Origin of the sequence: Ureibacillus yapensis (genome assembly GCF_003515775.1) — a bacterium.
GTDB lineage: Bacteria > Bacillota > Bacilli > Bacillales_A > Planococcaceae > Ureibacillus > Ureibacillus yapensis.
Genome location: NZ_QWEI01000009.1, coordinates 100,501 through 117,845 on the forward strand (window position 1 = coordinate 100,501; position 17,345 = coordinate 117,845).

At 37.4% G+C, this 17,345-nt stretch carries 17 protein-coding genes; 3 read left to right on the forward strand and 14 right to left on the reverse strand.

Annotated elements, in window-relative coordinates; genetic code table 11:
• Positions 1–200: 200 nt before the first annotated feature.
• Positions 201–650, forward strand: a complete 450-nt coding sequence (locus tag D1B33_RS14770) for an AraC family transcriptional regulator (RefSeq protein WP_118877170.1) — start codon at positions 201–203, stop codon at positions 648–650.
• A gap of 137 nt (positions 651–787) precedes the next feature.
• Here the strand turns inward: D1B33_RS14770 and D1B33_RS14775 are convergent, their stop codons facing one another.
• The 3 genes from D1B33_RS14775 to D1B33_RS18515 form a co-directional block, all read right to left on the reverse strand.
• Positions 788–1,351 carry a DUF6434 domain-containing protein gene (locus tag D1B33_RS14775; protein WP_118877171.1) on the reverse strand — a complete coding sequence of 188 codons (564 nt, stop codon included), beginning with the start codon at positions 1,349–1,351 and terminating at the stop codon, positions 788–790.
• Between the two features lie 46 nt (positions 1,352–1,397).
• Entirely contained in the window at positions 1,398–1,682 is a 285-nt protein-coding gene (locus D1B33_RS14780; protein WP_118877172.1) for a DNA-binding protein, read from the reverse strand.
• A 182-nt stretch (positions 1,683–1,864) separates the two neighbouring features.
• Positions 1,865–2,029, reverse strand: a complete 165-nt coding sequence (locus tag D1B33_RS18515) for a hypothetical protein (protein ID WP_158582998.1) — start codon at positions 2,027–2,029, stop codon at positions 1,865–1,867.
• A gap of 361 nt (positions 2,030–2,390) precedes the next feature.
• Between D1B33_RS18515 and sspO the strand changes: the two genes are divergently transcribed.
• Positions 2,391–2,546: a small acid-soluble spore protein O gene (gene sspO, locus D1B33_RS14785; protein WP_233549495.1), complete on the forward strand. Its 156-nt coding sequence runs from the start codon at positions 2,391–2,393 to the stop codon at positions 2,544–2,546.
• Between the two features lie 193 nt (positions 2,547–2,739).
• Here the strand turns inward: sspO and D1B33_RS14790 are convergent, their stop codons facing one another.
• The 5 genes from D1B33_RS14790 to D1B33_RS14810 all read right to left on the reverse strand — a co-directional run bounded on the left by D1B33_RS14790 (position 2,740) and on the right by D1B33_RS14810 (position 10,035).
• The gene (locus D1B33_RS14790) at positions 2,740–4,128 is read right to left on the reverse strand and encodes an NCS1 family transporter (RefSeq protein WP_118877174.1); all 1,389 of its coding nucleotides are present in this window, start codon (positions 4,126–4,128) and stop codon (positions 2,740–2,742) included.
• Between the two features lie 243 nt (positions 4,129–4,371).
• The gene (gene cdaS / locus D1B33_RS14795) at positions 4,372–4,992 is read right to left on the reverse strand and encodes a sporulation-specific diadenylate cyclase CdaS (protein WP_118877175.1); all 621 of its coding nucleotides are present in this window, start codon (positions 4,990–4,992) and stop codon (positions 4,372–4,374) included.
• Between the two features lie 373 nt (positions 4,993–5,365).
• Complete coding sequence (locus D1B33_RS14800) at positions 5,366–6,109, reverse strand: SDR family NAD(P)-dependent oxidoreductase (RefSeq protein ID WP_118877176.1); 744 nt, start codon at positions 6,107–6,109, stop codon at positions 5,366–5,368.
• A 299-nt stretch (positions 6,110–6,408) separates the two neighbouring features.
• Positions 6,409–8,691: an ATP-binding cassette domain-containing protein gene (locus D1B33_RS14805; RefSeq protein WP_118877177.1), complete on the reverse strand. Its 2,283-nt coding sequence runs from the start codon at positions 8,689–8,691 to the stop codon at positions 6,409–6,411.
• 195 nt (positions 8,692–8,886) lie between these two features.
• Positions 8,887–10,035 (reverse strand): ArgE/DapE family deacylase, encoded by a 1,149-nt coding sequence (locus D1B33_RS14810; protein ID WP_118877178.1) that lies wholly within the window; start codon positions 10,033–10,035, stop codon positions 8,887–8,889.
• Positions 10,036–10,224: 189 nt separating this feature from the next.
• Here D1B33_RS14810 and D1B33_RS14815 point away from each other — a divergent pair, with 189 nt between their 5' ends.
• Entirely contained in the window at positions 10,225–11,187 is a 963-nt protein-coding gene (locus tag D1B33_RS14815; protein WP_158582999.1) for an aromatic acid exporter family protein, read from the forward strand.
• Positions 11,188–11,389: 202 nt separating this feature from the next.
• Here D1B33_RS14815 and D1B33_RS14820 read toward each other — a convergent pair whose 3' ends face one another.
• The 6 genes from D1B33_RS14820 to D1B33_RS14845 form a co-directional block, all read right to left on the reverse strand.
• Positions 11,390–12,712 (reverse strand): hemolysin family protein, encoded by a 1,323-nt coding sequence (locus D1B33_RS14820; RefSeq protein WP_118877180.1) that lies wholly within the window; start codon positions 12,710–12,712, stop codon positions 11,390–11,392.
• Between the two features lie 302 nt (positions 12,713–13,014).
• Positions 13,015–14,094: an aldo/keto reductase gene (locus tag D1B33_RS14825; protein ID WP_118877181.1), complete on the reverse strand. Its 1,080-nt coding sequence runs from the start codon at positions 14,092–14,094 to the stop codon at positions 13,015–13,017.
• Between the two features lie 204 nt (positions 14,095–14,298).
• Positions 14,299–15,480, reverse strand: coding sequence for an MFS transporter (locus tag D1B33_RS14830; protein ID WP_118877182.1), 1,182 nt, complete (start codon positions 15,478–15,480; stop codon positions 14,299–14,301).
• A gap of 184 nt (positions 15,481–15,664) precedes the next feature.
• Positions 15,665–15,928: a hypothetical protein gene (locus D1B33_RS14835; RefSeq protein ID WP_118877183.1), complete on the reverse strand. Its 264-nt coding sequence runs from the start codon at positions 15,926–15,928 to the stop codon at positions 15,665–15,667.
• 84 nt (positions 15,929–16,012) lie between these two features.
• The gene (locus D1B33_RS14840) at positions 16,013–17,029 is read right to left on the reverse strand and encodes an LLM class flavin-dependent oxidoreductase (RefSeq protein ID WP_118877184.1); all 1,017 of its coding nucleotides are present in this window, start codon (positions 17,027–17,029) and stop codon (positions 16,013–16,015) included.
• Between the two features lie 6 nt (positions 17,030–17,035).
• The gene (locus D1B33_RS14845; RefSeq protein WP_118877185.1) at positions 17,036–17,320 is read right to left on the reverse strand and encodes a DUF3219 family protein; all 285 of its coding nucleotides are present in this window, start codon (positions 17,318–17,320) and stop codon (positions 17,036–17,038) included.
• Positions 17,321–17,345: the final 25 nt, after the last annotated feature.

Sequence of the window (17,345 nt, forward strand, 5' to 3'; positions counted from 1 at the left end):
AGTTTTCTATAAAGAGTTGTCCCAGATCATTTCTCTATTCATGAAGACAGACGTATCCCTTATTTAGAAAAGCACCCAATTGCAAAAGATTGTGATTTAAAACCATTTGGTAAAAATTTAAAAATTAAAGTGTCTATTTTTTTAAAGCATGCTAAATTCGAGATGTATCAAACAAGTAAAAATAAGAAAGGAAGATAATAATAAAATTTAAAGTTGAAACATTTCCAAACTATCGCATTGCTTATATAAGAAGAATTGGCCCCTATGGACCTGACAATATTGAAGCAATGGAGTATATAAAAAAATGGGCTAAAGAGAAAAATCTTCTTGAATCTGCAACATTATTTGCTATTCCACAAGATCGTCCAGAAACAACACTTCCTGATAACTGTAGATTTGATGCTTGCATTGTAATTCCAAATGATTATGATGTGGATAATTCCGTTCTGGAGGGTGAAATTCTCGGTGGAAAGTATCTTGTTTACGAAGTGAAGCATACTGCAGATGCAATTCAAAAAGCGTATCATGAAATCTATCAATCACTTCAAAGTAATGGATATGAAATGGATAACAAACCAATATTGGAAAAATACACTGGAGATATGACTGGCAATCCTTCTTGCGAAATATGTGTTCCTGTTAAACCGTAATACCCAAGAATTCTTTACTTGTTTGATACAATTTTAAACTGAGGAAAAGAAGGTCTTAAACATAACGAAACCATGCACAATTCTTGCTGAGAATCACGCTATTTATTGCAATAATCAGATATATCAACATATGTAAATTAGCCTTTGTATTTGTTGCTGCCCGGGAGTTCTTTTATTTTATTCCAAGCTTTAATTGCTTCTTCTCGATTTTTGCCTTTGTTTAGTGGATCCGCAAAATAGTCTCTAATAAACTGATTGTATTCAAATTGTGAGCTTATTTCTTTTTTGTACGAGGGGTCTTTTTTTCTTTCCTCTTCTTCATACCATGCATTGACAACGTCCCGATATGTTTTTCCTACATTTTCTCTAAAATAATTTTGAATATAGGTGGAGAAATGAAATTTTGGAATCTGTGACTTAAAGAAGGCTCTTACAGCTTGACTACAACGGTGATTTTCTGTTATGACCGTATCTAAATTTAAATCTGTTGATATCACTTCCTTTGAAGGAGACTTTCTTTTCTTCAGCGTCTTCTGTATTTCTCCGGTTAAAAGAAAAGCAGCTATCCTATTTGAAATTTCAGTTTTTGAACCAGAAGCATTTATCCCATGCTCCCTGCAAAAGGTTTGTAATTCTTCTTTTAACCAATAAAAATTGAGAAAGTCTTGTACATTCAAATCCTTTTTTAGTTCGGGCCTCAAGAATTTCACCTCCATTTCGAGTTAGTACCATTATTGATTCTAAAAGTTAGTTTTTATAAATATCGTTAGATGACAGCCATTTTAAAAAATGTTGATACGGATAATATGTAGTCCCTTTCAACTCAACTTTTGGTGCATCGGGATATTTACTTAGCAGATCGCTCACTTCTTCTTTACTTAATCCTAAATAAAGATACAACTCATTTTCTTTTATTAATGCGGGATATCCTGAGGAACTCCCTTTTGGATTTTTAAAGTTCTTCAATCCATCTCCTATAAAATAGCCCAAAGCTGCTAACCCTACAGCTATCCAGAAAAAATTTATATCCATTTTTAACCCCCCTCCCTATTAAATGTTAACTGTAATACGAATTAATTTGAGAAAAGTTCCTTAAATATATTTTTTACTTGCTTAGTTAAATGGCCTGATTGCTAAAGAAGGCAATGCTAACAAGATATAAGCTATAGGTGCCCAATTAAAAAAAGACACAATTCTTCATTAAGAATTGCGCCCTATTCTGGAATTAGCTTCTGCATAATATCTTCAAATTTTATATATTCAGATTTCATTTTCCCTTTAATTATTTCCATAATTTTTTTAGCTTCTTCTCTTGAATAGCCTTGTAAAATCAACTGACAATAAGCATACAAATATTCTTCACTAGTCATTTCAGCCACAAATGTCAACCTTTCTTATTTTGCAATTTAATTCAAATAAAAACGATCATTGTTGAAGATGTTTACTAATAAAAACAAATTATACTCGAATTACGCCAGGTTGCAATATACGAAAAGCCACTCGTATTCCATTTTAGTAAAGGACAATTTTCTTAAAAAGTTGCACCTGAATTTGGCTCTTTTCATGTACAAAGACACCTTTCTTTCTACAAGGCTGCACCTTTAGTTTGATTCATTTTCTATCTTTAAAATAATCTCTTATTCACTAAACAATCGATAAGCCTAAAATTAGACATAACATTTAACAAAAATACATACTAAGGACACCACGTGGCAAACTAAAAACATGGAGGTGTATATAGTGAGTAACAGTCCGAAGAACAAATTAAATGGGACCGCTAGTGATGAGCAAGCAGTAAGGAAGAATTTATCAAGGGAGTTTGATCATGAACTTGCAAACGAACCCTTGACACCGGCAGAGAGATATAATAATAAGAAAACTAAGAAGCGGCAATGATGCCGCTAGACAAATTGACACAGTGATCAACAACATTGCTAATTAAGCGTATCGTCTTATCAAACTGATACAACAAGCCCCCATCCATAGTAAGATGGGGGCTTGTTGACGCTTATAAATATAATGACCAATTCAGAATATATAACCGGGTACCATTAAGAACCGCATGAGATATATTCTTCGCGAAAAATATTTATTTCTCGAAAATCGTTCCTCTTTTAAAGGCTGAATTCTTAAAGGCATATTTCGAAAGTAGATAGTAAGCTATTCCTGCTACTACTAAACCAATAATCCATGCAAGGTCTACCTCAATAAACGCAGCGGCTGCACCAATCAACATCGCAAGCAAAGCTGCTGGATTATATCCGGCAAGAGCACCTTGATCATTGTATAATTCCGAAATATTCACTTTCTGTTTTCTTAAAATATAATATTCGACTAAGAGTATGGAGACAACCGGACCTAAAAATGCAGAGTAAATGAGAACGAACATATTTAACCCTTTAGCCGATGACTCTTGTACAAGCAGCCAAGGGAACGCACATAGAGCAAGCAACCCTGTAATCGTTACAGAGATTCTATATTTTAAGCCTGTCAGTAATGTAATTACATAGGCTGGTGGAACAACGTTTGCTACCATGTTTGTCGCAATTACTGTAAAGACGATAAATAGAGATACACCTGCTGAAATATAAGGATTTTCGATGACCATTGGAAGTGCGATTGCAGGATTCGTCACCCCTGTCGCTGAAGCTAGCATTGCACCAATAACAATTACAAAACCATATGAAATCGTAATCGGAACAAAGTATAATAATCCGCGTTTCTTATCGCTAATCCCCGTTTTCAGCTCTCTGGAATAGTCTGCAGCACTTACAAAGATCCCAGCATAATTCCCTAAAAAGACCATAATGAGCCCGAAGAATGGCAGTCCCCATGAACCTTCCGCTCGTACCCAGTTTTGAGTAATTTCAGTACTATAAGAAGTTACAAGGATTCCAAACACGTAAATAAGTCCTATCATAAAAATAATGGATGCCAGTGTTTCTACCCATTTAATCGCATGGAAGCCAAATAGCGAGATTACAATCTGAATTGCTTGAAGGGCTACGAAGCAGACAAAAACATTATCAAATGATCCATTTGTAACAATCTTCAAAAATTCATTTAAAGCAGTACCGCCAATCCAACTTTGAATACCGTACCAGACGATTGCCGGTATACCGCGCAATAATGAAGAAATCACTGTTCCTTTTGTTCCGAAAGACATTCTTAGCTGTACAACGTATGGAATACCTGTTTTATAGCCTAGTCGATCATTTAAAGAAAAAATAGTTGAAATGATTCCAATTGCAAGCAAAGCGGCAAGTATTGTCTGATAGATATTTAACGTTGCCAGTCCCGCTACAATTACACTGGCTCCCAGCGTCATATTTCCTATATTGACCCCATCGCCAATCCACATAAAGATATAATCTCTTGGCTTTACGGTCCTATCATCAACGGATTTGGGATGTAATGATTCATCCATTGCAGTGAGCTTCGCGTTTTTATCGTCATGACTTTCACTTTTTACCGACATATATGCACTCCGCACTCCTTTTTACCTTATCCATTGTCGTATGATGTTTTTAGGGCTAAGTTTTTTCCGATAAATAAAAGTTTAACCTGTTACCTTTTATTTATCCTGTTATACATAGTCTTTTTCATTTGGAGTGATATTTTTCTGCCTATAATTAGGCATTTACTTTAACGCACATATTTGATTAATTAAAAAAACAATAACATAGATTAAGTTGCTTTCTAAAAAAGAAAAACAATCTCCTTAGTGAAAGGATTGAGCAGTAGCTATGGGATGAAGTACCCCATCCAGCGCAAAGGAAACTCTGCCTGTTTCTTCTGACACAACAAGTACAAGAGCATCGCTTTTCTCTGATAAACCTATCGCGGCACGGTGACGAGTGCCAAGTTTTTTTCCGCTTATAACTGCAGTTGTTAAGGGGAGGACGTTTGCGGCTGAAACGATTTGATTACCACAAATCAGCACGGCACCATCATGAAGGGGGTTGCCTGGATAAAAGATAGCTTCTAGCAATGCAGGCGTTAAAGTACCCCCTATTGGTATTCCTTTTTGAATAAAAGAATCAAGCGGATCTTGCCGCTGCACCACTATCAACGCACCATGTCTACGATCGGAAAGTTGCTGAACGCTGTTGGAAAGCTCTATATATTTATCTGTAAAAGCTGATAAATAACACTGTAAGTAAAAGGAAGCTGCTACTGACTCCATTTGAATAAATTTTTCTTTAATTTGCTCTAGTTTCCCTAAGAGACAATAATTTTCGTCACCTAGCACCTCTAAACTATGTTGGAGTTCGTTAGTGATTTGCTGTATTCCTTCTGACATTTGCTGTTTCATTGGTGAAAAATCGCAATTAGCGTCCATATGTCAATAACTCCCTTCAATTTTAGAAAATTTAATACTAATGGATATGGCAGTAATTAAATAATAGTTTTCACCTTACTGGGAACAAATATGTAAGAATTTTAATGGAATGTCCATTCAGGAGTCTGCTTTACAAGCCAAATAGTTATTCAAGAATATGGCCATTATCATGAAGAAAGACGCATATTTTAGTTCCGAAAAGCGCCCTTTAATTTAATAAAGAAACCGAATGACTAAACACTAAATTACTCAGCTCTGAATGTTGTTTAGAAGTGTAATGTGATAATTCACTAGTCTTATTTAGTTGCACATCTAATGCTTACAAAAAAAAAGACCCCAATCATCCAATGTTGGGGCCTATAACTTTATTTAATTACAAATCTGAAATCATACCGCCATCGACAACGAATTGTGCTCCAGTTGAATAACTAGAATCGTCAGAAGCAAGGTATACAACTAAATTGGATACTTCTTCTACTTCCGCTCTTCTTCTTAGTGGAATATCTTGTTCAAGCTGTCTAAGATATTCTTCAACATCCGGTTGGTCCGCCATAGGTGTTTTGATAATTCCAGGATGTACAGAGTTTACACGGATGTTATATTGCCCAAGCTCAGCTGCCGCACCTTTAGTCATACCAGTTACCGCATGTTTTGAAGCACTATAAGCAATAGCCGTTGGGGCACTTACCAAACCATCTACGGATGAAATGTTAACGATCGAACCTACGCCAGCTTTTTTCATAGACGGAAGTACTTTTTGCATTCCTAAGAATACGCCAAGCTCGTCTACTTTGAATGTTAATTCGAAGTCTTTCACAGTTAATTCTTCTAAAGTTTTGAAGATGCCAATCCCTGCATTGTTTACTAACACATTGATTGAACCAAATGCTTCTTCTGTTTTTGCTACAACTTCTACCCAGTTCTCTTCACTGGCAACATCCAATTTAAGAGCAATTGCGTTTTCTCCTAATTCATCGGCTAGTTTTTGGGCACCTTCCAAGTTAAGATCAGTAATCGCTACTTTTGCGCCTTCTTCCACGAATTTACGAGCATGCATAGCACCCATACCTTGTGCTGCCCCTGTAATGATTGCTACTTTTCCATCTAATTTTCCCATTACGAATCTCTCCTTAAATTAAGATAACAACCTCATGTACTATTTCTAATATTGCTTTTAGTGAACAAGTTAATTTTAAATCTTTTTTAATTTATCTTCAATTAAAGAGTCTTGATTTAAAGATAAATTTATTTATTACAAAAATATATCTTTCCTCTTTAATTTATCCATCCTCAAAGCTATAATCCCCAAAATTTACGAGATATTTTCTTTTCTTATTAAACTAATCCCCCAATGGTTTAAGGGAAAACCTTTACAAGATTTACTTTGTTTAAGAATGGGTATTTCATGGCCCGATTTTAAGCGAGATCTTTTCCAGCTCCATCCTTTAACCATTTTGCTGTGACTGTCTCTGCGTTTAGCATTTCTTCCGGTGTGCCTTCGAATATAATCTGCCCACCGTCTTGTTTTCCTCCTCTCGGACCCATTTCTATTATCCAGTCGCTCGCCGCTATAAAGTCTAAATTGTGTTCGATTACTATGACTGAGTTGCCTCTGTTCACAAGCTTTTGAAATACATCCAAAAGTTTTTCAACATCTTCTGCGTGTAATCCTAAGGATGGTTCGTCCAACAGGTAGATTTGACCTTCCTTTTGTAATTGGCTCGCGAGTTTTAGGCGTTGGGTTTCTCCTCCGCTTAAAGAACTTGTCGTCTGTTCTAAGGTCAAGTACCCTAATCCTACGTTCTTCAGCATCTTCACTCTGTTTAGGATTTTTTGCTGTGTAAAATAATCGGCAGCTTCATCTATTGTTAATTGCAATATCTCAATTATATTTTTATCCTGATATCGATAGGACAGTGCTTCGTCTGAGTATCTCGTACCACCGCACGCCTCACATGGAATTGTCACTGGATCTGCAAATGCTACCTCAGGTGTAAGAACTCCTTTTCCCTTACAGACAGGACATGCCCCTAAGGAGTTGAAACTGAACAATCCTGCCGGTTGCCCTGTTGCCTTTGCAAATGCTGCGCGAATGTCATCCATTATTCCCATATATGTAGCCATGGTGGAACGGCTGGAAATACCGATACCACCTTGTCCAACTGTTATGGATTCTGGATATCTTTCCTTGAATGCTTCCAATATTAAGGAGCTTTTGCCTGAACCAGATACCCCGCAGACAGAGACTAAGACTTCTTTAGGAATATCTACATTCACATCTTTCAAATTGTTGTTCTTTGCTTCTCTTATTGTAAAATAACCTTTACTCTCTCTTATGCTTTTGTTTATTTTTAGTTTGTGCTTTAAGGCGTTTGCAGTTGGAGAGTTTTTTAATCCTTCTAATTGTCCTTGGTAGACAACTTTTCCTCCATTCACCCCTGCACCCGGACCCATCTCTATTATTTCATCAGCAGCTTTTATTATAGATAGATTGTGTTCGATTACGATTACGGTATTATGATGCTCTTTTATCCTTTTTAGCATTCCAATTAACATATTCACTTCTTCCGGATGGAGCCCCGCACTTGGTTCATCGAAAATATAGGTAATATTATTTAAACTGCTCCCTAAATGACGGGCAATTTTTACGCGTTGAGCTTCACCTCCGGATAGGGTGCCCATTTTTCTTGTCAGACTCAAATACCCTAATCCCATGTCGACCAATTGTTTTATATACGGGATTGCTTGTTTGGCTATCGATTCTCCCATAGGATCTTTTATTTTCTTTAGTTCTTCAAGTATTTCCGGAAGCTCTAATCGATCGTATTCTGCGATATTCAAGCCATTGATTCTGCATTTTAATACCTCCGGGTTTAAGCCTGAACCTTGGCATGTTGGACATAATGAATGTGTTGACACCGCTAATACATCATCTTGGGATACTTGTTTTAGCTTTGAGATATCCCTATTTATATAGACACGTGTAAATCTGGGCAATAACCCATCCCACTCTGCATTGTGCGGTCCATTTTTTGTGTGAAACGGTGCATAAGCTCTTTCACCTTCCCGGGGACCATATAACAGCAGGTGGAGGTCTTCTTCCGGGTAGTCTTTTAAGGGTTTATCCGGATCAAATAATCCGCAGGTCATCATCCAATTACCTTGCCAACCTGAAGGAGATAAAGGCTTGAATTTAACAGCATATTCCCGGAGCGACTTATCGAAATCAACCAACTTATTTACATCTGGTGCAATCACTTCCCCAAATCCACCACATTCCGGACATCTACCAAAGGAACTTTGACTCGAAAAATCGTTAGCAGAACCTATCGATGGTTGTCCTATTCTCGAGAACAAAAGTCTAATTAGTGGATCTATATCCATATAGGTGCCTACAGTTGAACGGGAATTGCCTCCTATAGGTCTTTGCTCTACAACTATCACCGGACTTAAGTTTTGCATAAGATCGGCATAAGGCCTTTCGTACCTTGGCATTTGATTTCGGACATAGAGAGGATAGTTCAAAGTCATTTGTCTTCTGCTTTCTGTTGCTAACGTATCAAAAACAACGGAGCTTTTACCTGATCCTGAAAGTCCAGTAAATACAATAATCTTTTCTTTAGGTATGTTTAAATCTATACTTTTTAGATTATTTTCCTTAAGCCCTCTTAAGATTATTTCATCTTTTCTTTCCGACATTATACTATCCTTTCTGTGCATTAAAGTATTTTTGTCAATCTTTCGTTATACCCTATTATCTGATAAAATCACATGAAAGTTCTGCTTGTCCACCAGGGAGGTCGCCATATCGTTCCTCATTAACATTTTTGATGAGAAAACAAGCAAAAAGAGATAACCACCATAAATGATTGTCATCTCTATATTTTTAAACTGTTATTTCGCTAATCCTAAAATCAATTCTTTATAGATATCGAAGAATGCAAAGTAGTAATCTTTATAGACATATTCATCCGTTTTGTGCGCCATTTTCGTTTCGCCAGGACCAAACATCATGAATGGGAAGTTTTCATCTTTCCCTCTCAATAAGTTTGAAGCATCCGTCACCCCCGGCGAACCTTTAACGGAAATTTCCAAATCCAAATGCTTTTTGCCGAGTTCTTTAGCAAGGCGAATCATTTCAGATTGGCCTGAAGTGAAAACACTTGGCAATGACATGGTCACTTCAACATGAATATTCGCACCTTCTTTATTGTAATTGTCAGCTGCTGTGTTGAATAAGTGGATCACCTCATTGTTATCGAACTCTGGAATCGTCCGTACGTTTATTTCAGCTACAGCTTTTTCCGGAACCGAGTTCACTTGGTTCCCTGCATTAAAAATGGTTGTACTCATCACCAATTGATCCAGAACCTCATTTTTGCGATCATCACCATTCAATGTTCCGTCTAATTCCAATAGATATTTCATCAGTGGAATAATGGCGTTATACCCTTGGTCAGGCATAGAGCTGTGTGCTGCTTCACCAATGGAGGTTACACGCAAGTTAAGCGATCCTTTGTGGGAGTAAATAATCGTATCATGGGATGGTTCAGCCACCCATAGATAATCGACATCCTCCATATAGCCTTCTTCATATAATTTTTTGGAACCAGCGCCGCCGACTTCCTCGCCAGTCGTTGCCATAAAACGGACAGTACCCTTTTTCAGTTCATTATTTTCCTTGAGTTCAATCATCACTAAAGCAAGGTTCACCAATCCAGCTTTCATGTCATTTGTTCCGCGTCCGTATAATTTCCCTTCACTTTCTGTCAATGTGAAGGGATCTGAAGTCCACTCGCTTTCATCACCTGGAGAAACGACATCCATATGACCGGAAACGCCAATAACTGGACTCCCGCTTCCGATTTCAGCCACTAAGTTTACACGAGTGTCTGTAACTGGAACAATTTTAGATTCAATGCCGTATTCAGCAAATAAATCTTTCAAGTAATTTGCCACTTCGATTTCGTTTTCATTAATCGATTTTATCGCAATCATGTCAGATAAAATCTTTATCTTTTCTTCTTCTGTAAAACGTTTCACGATAAATCCCTCCAAAAGCTTCTCTGTTTATATCCTACATAGTTTTGTTTACCCTTATTATGGCCACTCCATAACATGGCGCCACTTTTCATAGGCCAAGAATCCTTTGCTTCCACCGCCCCGCATTTTTTCTGTTACAATGGGTCCATAACTATTAGTTAAAAAATAAGAAAGCACAGGATGGTATATATGGTTGGAATGGGCTATCGGACAATTAAGACTGCTATAGGAGCAGGGCTAGCAATTTGGATTGCGAGTTTGCTCGACTTGGAATTCGCATCATTTGCGGCCATCATCGTCATTATGTGTATTGAAAAGACAAAGAAAAAGACATTGCATTCCATTCAGAAAAAGTTTTTCGCCTCTCTTTTCTCTTTAATTCTGGGTTCCATCTTTTTTGAGCTATTAGGATATAATCCAATTGTCTTAACGCTATTTATTTTATTGTTTGTTCCAATCCTTGTTAAAGCACGTATTCAAGAAGGGTTGGTCACGAGCATAGTGATTGTTTTGCATATTTATACAGTAGAGGAAGCCAATCTGGAAAACTTATTGAATGAACTTTATATTATCTTCATCGGTATTGGAATTTCCCTACTTGTAAACAGCATTATGCCAAGCCATAAGGAAAAAATTGAAAAATATAAAACACAAATTGAACATAAATTCAGCGTGATTCTCTACGAATTCTCAGCTTTTTTAAAGGATAGCAATCGGAAATGGGACAGAAAAGAATTAATGGAAGCAGAAGATTTGCTTAATCAAGCTAAAAGCATCACGATTCAAGAGGTAGAAAACCATCTGTTAAGAAAGGAAAATAAAGATTATTATTATCTCGAAATGCGGGAGGATCAATTGGAAATTCTAAAAAAAATGGCAACAATTGTCGGCATAATTTCTTCATCAGAGTTAGTGATCAAACAAAAAGGAATGCTTGCCAATATCTTTCTGAATATCAGCCAACACGTTGATTCAGGAGATACCACTATTGCTTTAAAGAAATTAGAAGAGTACGAAGAGTCCATACGTGAAACAGAATTGCCGAAGTCAAGAGAAGAATTTGAAGTCAGAGCAAATTTATTTTATTTAAATTTTGAAATCCGGAACTATTTAATCATCAAGAAAAATATTTTTAATAGAAGCAAACTTTAGCTTCATTGGCTGGTCATGATTGGCGGCAATGAACATAGGGGCGGCTTTTTTGGCTTTTTTGTCAAGAAAGCCGCCCCTATGATTTTCTCTTGGATAAACCAAATGATGTTAATGAAACTAGAGATGCTTTAATGAAATGTCAGCAGCACCTTTCGGCAATGTAAAAGAGCATTATCCTTATTCAGGATAACGCCCCTAACGTTTAATCTTCCTCTTCTTCCTCAACTTCTATCTTTGAAATTAATACTTTATCTACCCGGACACCGTCCATGTCCACCACTTCCAATTGCAATTCCCCTAATTGAATGATATCCCTTAATTTCGGAATATCCCCTATGTGATCGGTAATAAAACCTCCCAATGTGTGGAAGTTTTTATTAGGGTTCATGATGATGTTATCTTCCAAGTCGAAAAATCGGATGAATGCATCAATTGAAACAAGACCATCCGCTAACCATGAATTCTCATTTCGCTCTATAATTTGCGGATCTTCTTCATCATCTTTCTCCGGCATTTCACCAACAATATTTTCCATAATGTCATGAAGCGTGACAAATCCTTCAATTCCGCCATACTCATCAATAATGATGGCTTCATGCTGTCCATGTATCTTAAATGTTTCCAATGCCTGAAACACCTTCATCGCTTCAGGGAGGACGAGTGTTTCTTCGACATAATCAGCTAGCGCAAATTTCTCTCCTGCTACAATATTTGATAAGAGATTTTTTGCATGAATTATTCCTTTAAAGTTATCTAGACTGCCTTCCCCAACAGGAAATTTGGAGTAAGGGCTTTCCTTCATTATTTTCATATTTTCTTCAAATGAATTCTCAATATCAATCCACACAAGCTGGGTGCGGGTTGTCAAAATATCCCTAAGACGTTTATCTCCTAGATAAAAAATTTGTTCGACCATATTCTGCTCGATTTCTTCGACAACCCCACTGTAAACACCTTGTGCAATCAATTGGGAAATTTCTTCTTCGGTTACATCCGGTTCTTTTGTTGGCTTTATCCCCATTATTTTCAATACAAATTCAGTAGAGATGCTTAAAAAAGATATGATGGGACGTCCAATTTTTGAGAAATAAAACATCGGTTTCGCTACTGCACAAGCCACTTTTTCCGGATCTCCCATCCCTATCCGTTTCGGCACTAACTCCCCGATAATTAAAGATAAATAAGTAGAAAGTCCAACCACTATGATAAAACTTAGCTGATAGCTGATAGGAGCAAGAACTTCGACCCGTTCAACATAAACAGCAAGTTCACTGGCTATTGTTGCTCCTCCAAATGCGCCTGTAAATACCCCGATTAATGTGATGCCAATTTGGATTGTTGATAATAATTGGTTCGGGTCCTCTGCTAATTTTAATGCATATGCAGCACTGGCATTTCCTTCATCCCGCATTTTCTCTAGTCTGTTCTTTTTAGATGTCACAATCGCAATTTCCGTCATCGCAAAAATGCCATTTGCTACAATGAGTATTAACACAATTACAACTGAAATCCATATACTGCCCAAGAATTATTCACCGTTCCTTTATTTAAATAGGTACATAATGCATTAAATTTAAAACTATAAATTATATCATACAAATTTATTCCCTCTTTATACACTCACCCAAACTGCCTGATTATCTGCAAACTTTATCCAGTCTCTTCTAATCTGCAGATATCCTATAGATGGACCTATGAAAATAAGCGCTTTTCTTTTTTACAGAAAAGCGCCCGGATTCTTTTGATTCATTTAAGGACACTATATTTTTATTTTCTGAAGGAAATAATCTTTAAGTGATCGCCACAACTTATGTCTCCACTTCTTCTTTATATATCTTGGTTTTTGCTGTTCATCAACTTATTGTATTGTTCCAAATATACTTTCTCAGCGTCTGAAGCTCGATCAAATGAATTCATCGCGCGATGCCATAATGGATAGATGGGTTCAGGTGCGGTTAAGTCAGTAATTTGCGAAATATCATCGTCCGTTAACTTTAAATTATAGGATGCAATGTTTTCATGCAGTTGTTCTTTATTTCTTGCAGCTATGACGATTGAGTCTACATTTGGTTGATCGCGCAGCCATGCAAGAACGACTTGTGGAACTGTCGCTTTATGTTTGGAAGCCACCTCTTGCAATAAATCAACTAGGTCATAAAATAATTCCAGATTTTTAATATATGGTTCGGGCCAATCATTGCCTTGTCTTGTCCCGGGTTCCGCTTTCTTGTTTCTTGTAATTTTACCTGTGAGAAGCCCCTCACCCAGCGGGGACCAAATACTATTGGCAATGCCCAGTTCTTTACCTGCCGGCAAAAGTTCGTACTCGGCTTCACGTGATTCAGGTGTGTAATAGATTTGCTGCGCGATTGGCGGCATCAGTTTATTTTCCACTGCCAGCGTATGTGTCTTTGCGAGTGCCCAACCGCTGTAATTGGATACTCCCCAATAGCGGATTTTCCCTTTTTTAATTAGGTCGTTCATCACTTGGACAGTTTCGTATACCGGTACTTGCCCGTCCCAACAGTGTACATAGTACAAATCGATATAGTCAGTACCGAGCCTTTTCAATGTAGCGTCTATTGACGATTCAATATTGATTCTTGTCGCTCCGACATCGTTCGGATTATCTGTGAGTTGGAATCCTGTTTTACTGCTGATGACCATATCATGGCGCTTGCCTCTTATCGCTTTGCCCAGAACAATCTCCGCATCGCCTTTTGCATATAAATTTGCTGTATCAAATTGGTTGATGCCTTGATCCAGTGCATAATCAACCATATAATTTGCCGTTTCCTGATCCATGTCACCCGCTTTTTCAAAGCCGTTAGTGCCACTGAACGGGATTGTGCCTAAAGCATATTTAGAAACATTCAGACCTGAATTGCCAAATAGATTGTAATCCATCATCATTCCTCCTATGGCTTGTTTTCCCATGCACTTCATAAGTGAAACATGAACGCTGCGAAAGAATCTTAGCCTTGTTTGAAGAAAGACATTCTAGAATTTAATACCCTAAAACATCACTATCGCTATCTTGAATTTTGAGGGTGTTCAAGCACAATAAAAGTAAAAAGTGCGTTAAACCTTATTGGATCAACACACTTTTCATCACGAAGTTTTTTTGATAAACAATGACAAGAGGAAACCAATAAATAAAACGATACTAAAAATAGAAAAGGATAAGAGGTAATTTCCTGATTCCATCAATTTTATTGCTAACATGGGCCCTACACTCGCCCCAAGAAACAGAATAAAAGCATTGAACAGCACAGCGCTTCCTCGTTGTGCCCCGGCGAATATATTAACCAATGAAATATTGACGGGTACGACAAATGCAATGCCTCCAACAAATAGAAGACTGCAAAGAATCAGGATGATGGCTGAAGAACTAACACCCATGAGGAATAATGCAAGAGCTGCAACAAGCAAAGCGATGCGCAATGAAAGAATAACCCCGTATTTCCCCGAAATTTTCCCGGCGAACATAGACATAAGCATACTTATAATCCCCAATGCCCGAACAGTTAGAATTTCCTGTTCCGTGAATCCGAATTTCTCTGATGCTAAATAATCACCCAGAATCGTATACATTCCCACTAGTGAGAACAGCAGCATAAAGGTAATGACAAATGCTATACACAATTTTGGATTTTTAAATAAGTCCTTCATTTGAATATACTTGCGTAAAATACTTTCATCAGGATATTGAACTTGATCTTTCGGCAAAAAGAAAATAACAAGTATGGCCGTTGCCAAGTAAATAATGCCCAGGCTAATAAAGATTGCTTGCCAACCGAGGCTGGCATTGATGATTAACCCAAATACTTGGGATACAACACTTGCGATTAGAAAGCCAGAAGTAATAAACCCAATGGCTGTCAGTCTTTTTTGGGGAGGAAATAATTCTGCTGTGTAGACAAGAGAGATGGGAATAAAGGCGGCAGCCGCAATTCCTTGAAGAGCCCTTAACGCAAGAAGGATATGATAGTTTTCGGCAAAGCCTATGGCAAAAGTAATGATGGTTAATAAACCGATGCCGTAGACCATGAAAATTTTACGTCCCCACTTATCTGATAACGGTCCATAAAATAAACAACAAATTGCATAGCATAATGAAAATGCGCTTCCAATCCAAACCGCTTCTGTCGTACTGATGTTGAGTGCGGTTACAAAAACGGATGTTAAAGGAATCGTGATGTACATACTCATTAAAATAACGAATCCTGACCAAGCCAAAATAAACGTCATAAAATTATAGTTCAATTGATTTTCTGTTTTTTCCTTTAACATACAACTAGATTCTATTCTCCTTTGTTCCTTATTCCGTTAAATGACTAATCTTTTATCGATTAATCAATACAGAACTTCTTTCGTTACTTTATATACTTTCGTTTATAAACCCCTATTCACTATTAGGGCTTATATTATAGTAGCATAAGTTATCGCCATAATTATTGTAAGCGACCTTCAGATGTTACTTGTGATATCCTTCTGGTTTTATTTTGAAGGTATTGATCAGCTCTTCCAAACACGCTTCACAAAGATCGAACTTCCATTGTTCTTCGTCATATTTGCTGCCGTACCCGAAATTGCAATGAAAGGCTTGAAATTCCTCCAGTTGCCACATCCCTTTATATTCATCTCTGTCAAGCTCCTTAGTTTTTCCGCATTTATTGCAGCTAACCGATTTTACCTGGTATTCCTTTACTACTTTTTCAACTGGTTCATATTTTCTCATTTAATATCCACTTCCTACTGCACTTTTTTAACATTCGCCTGATTTAATCCAATCATTCCATTATGACTTTCATATAGGAAATTTCTATTCGAAAGTTTTTCCTTTTGGAAATACTTCTTTTGCGATTAGCTTATAGGATTGAATTCGATCTTTCGAAGAGTATGCAATTGTATTGATCATAATTTCGTCTGCTTGGTATTTCGTCTGCAGCGCGCATAATTTCTGTCTCACTTCATAAGGATTGCCGATAATCATGTTCTGTCTAATTTTTTTTAGCGATTCCTTTTCTTTTTCAGTAAGCGTATATTGCTTGGCTTCTTTAATGGAAGGAACTCCTTGGCTACCTTCCCCTTTTTCCTTTTGTAGAGACCAGATAAGAAAGCTTATTGCAATCTCTTCTGCTTTTTCCGTTGTTTCTCCGCAAATCACTGAAACAGTCACGATGACTTGTGGCGTTTGTCCCACTTTTCTCGGTTGGAAGTCGTCGATATATTCCCTGATTATAGCAGCTCCATCATCGTCGCTCATAAAATGGCCGAAAGCATACGGCAACCCATTTTCTGCCGCTAGCAGCGCACTTTTTTTACTTGTACCAAGAAGCCATGGCACAGGCGGATATTCAGGTATTGGAGACGCAGTAAATTTCGAGTATTCGGTATCCGCTGGAAAATCATCATCTAAAAAATGAAGCAGGTCTCTTAGTAAGGAGGGAAATTTATAAACATTTTGCAAAAAGTTATCCGACAAAGCATTCGTCGCTTCAGCCGATCCACCGGGCGCTCGTCCTATCCCTAAATCAATCCGATTTGGAAATAATGTTGCCAGCATATTAAAAATTTCTGCCACTCTAAAGGGCTTATAATGAGGCAATAAAACCGCCCCCGAGCCAATACGAATTCGATTCGTGTTGGCTCCAATGTAGCTTAACATCACTTCAGGCGCAGAACATGCGAGTCCTGGCAAGTCATGGTGTTCGGCAATCCAGTATCTAGTGTATCCCAGCGCTTCTCCAGCTTGTGCCAATTCCATCGACTCATTCAATGCGCCGTATGGGGTTTGATTTGAAGAGATAGGAGATTGATCTAATATGCTTAACCTCATTGCACCTCAGTCCTTTTCTTCCAACAAAGTCAATTTATACTGCCCTACTTGATCTTCATTATATAAATTTGTAATGGAAGTGGAATAATTATGAATCGTGCCTTTAAATGCCGAGTCTTTCTCAGGAATCTTAACATCGAATGTTCCGCGGTAAAGCAAAGTTGCAATGTCATGATAGTCTTCGCTTGTCACATCAAAAACAACTGAAACTTTATAGAGTCCATTAACTTTTTCTTCTTCATAACCGCTTAAATGAATGACTCTGTCGTTTAAAATTATTTTACTAACCAAAAAATCACTCCTTATGTTAAATCAC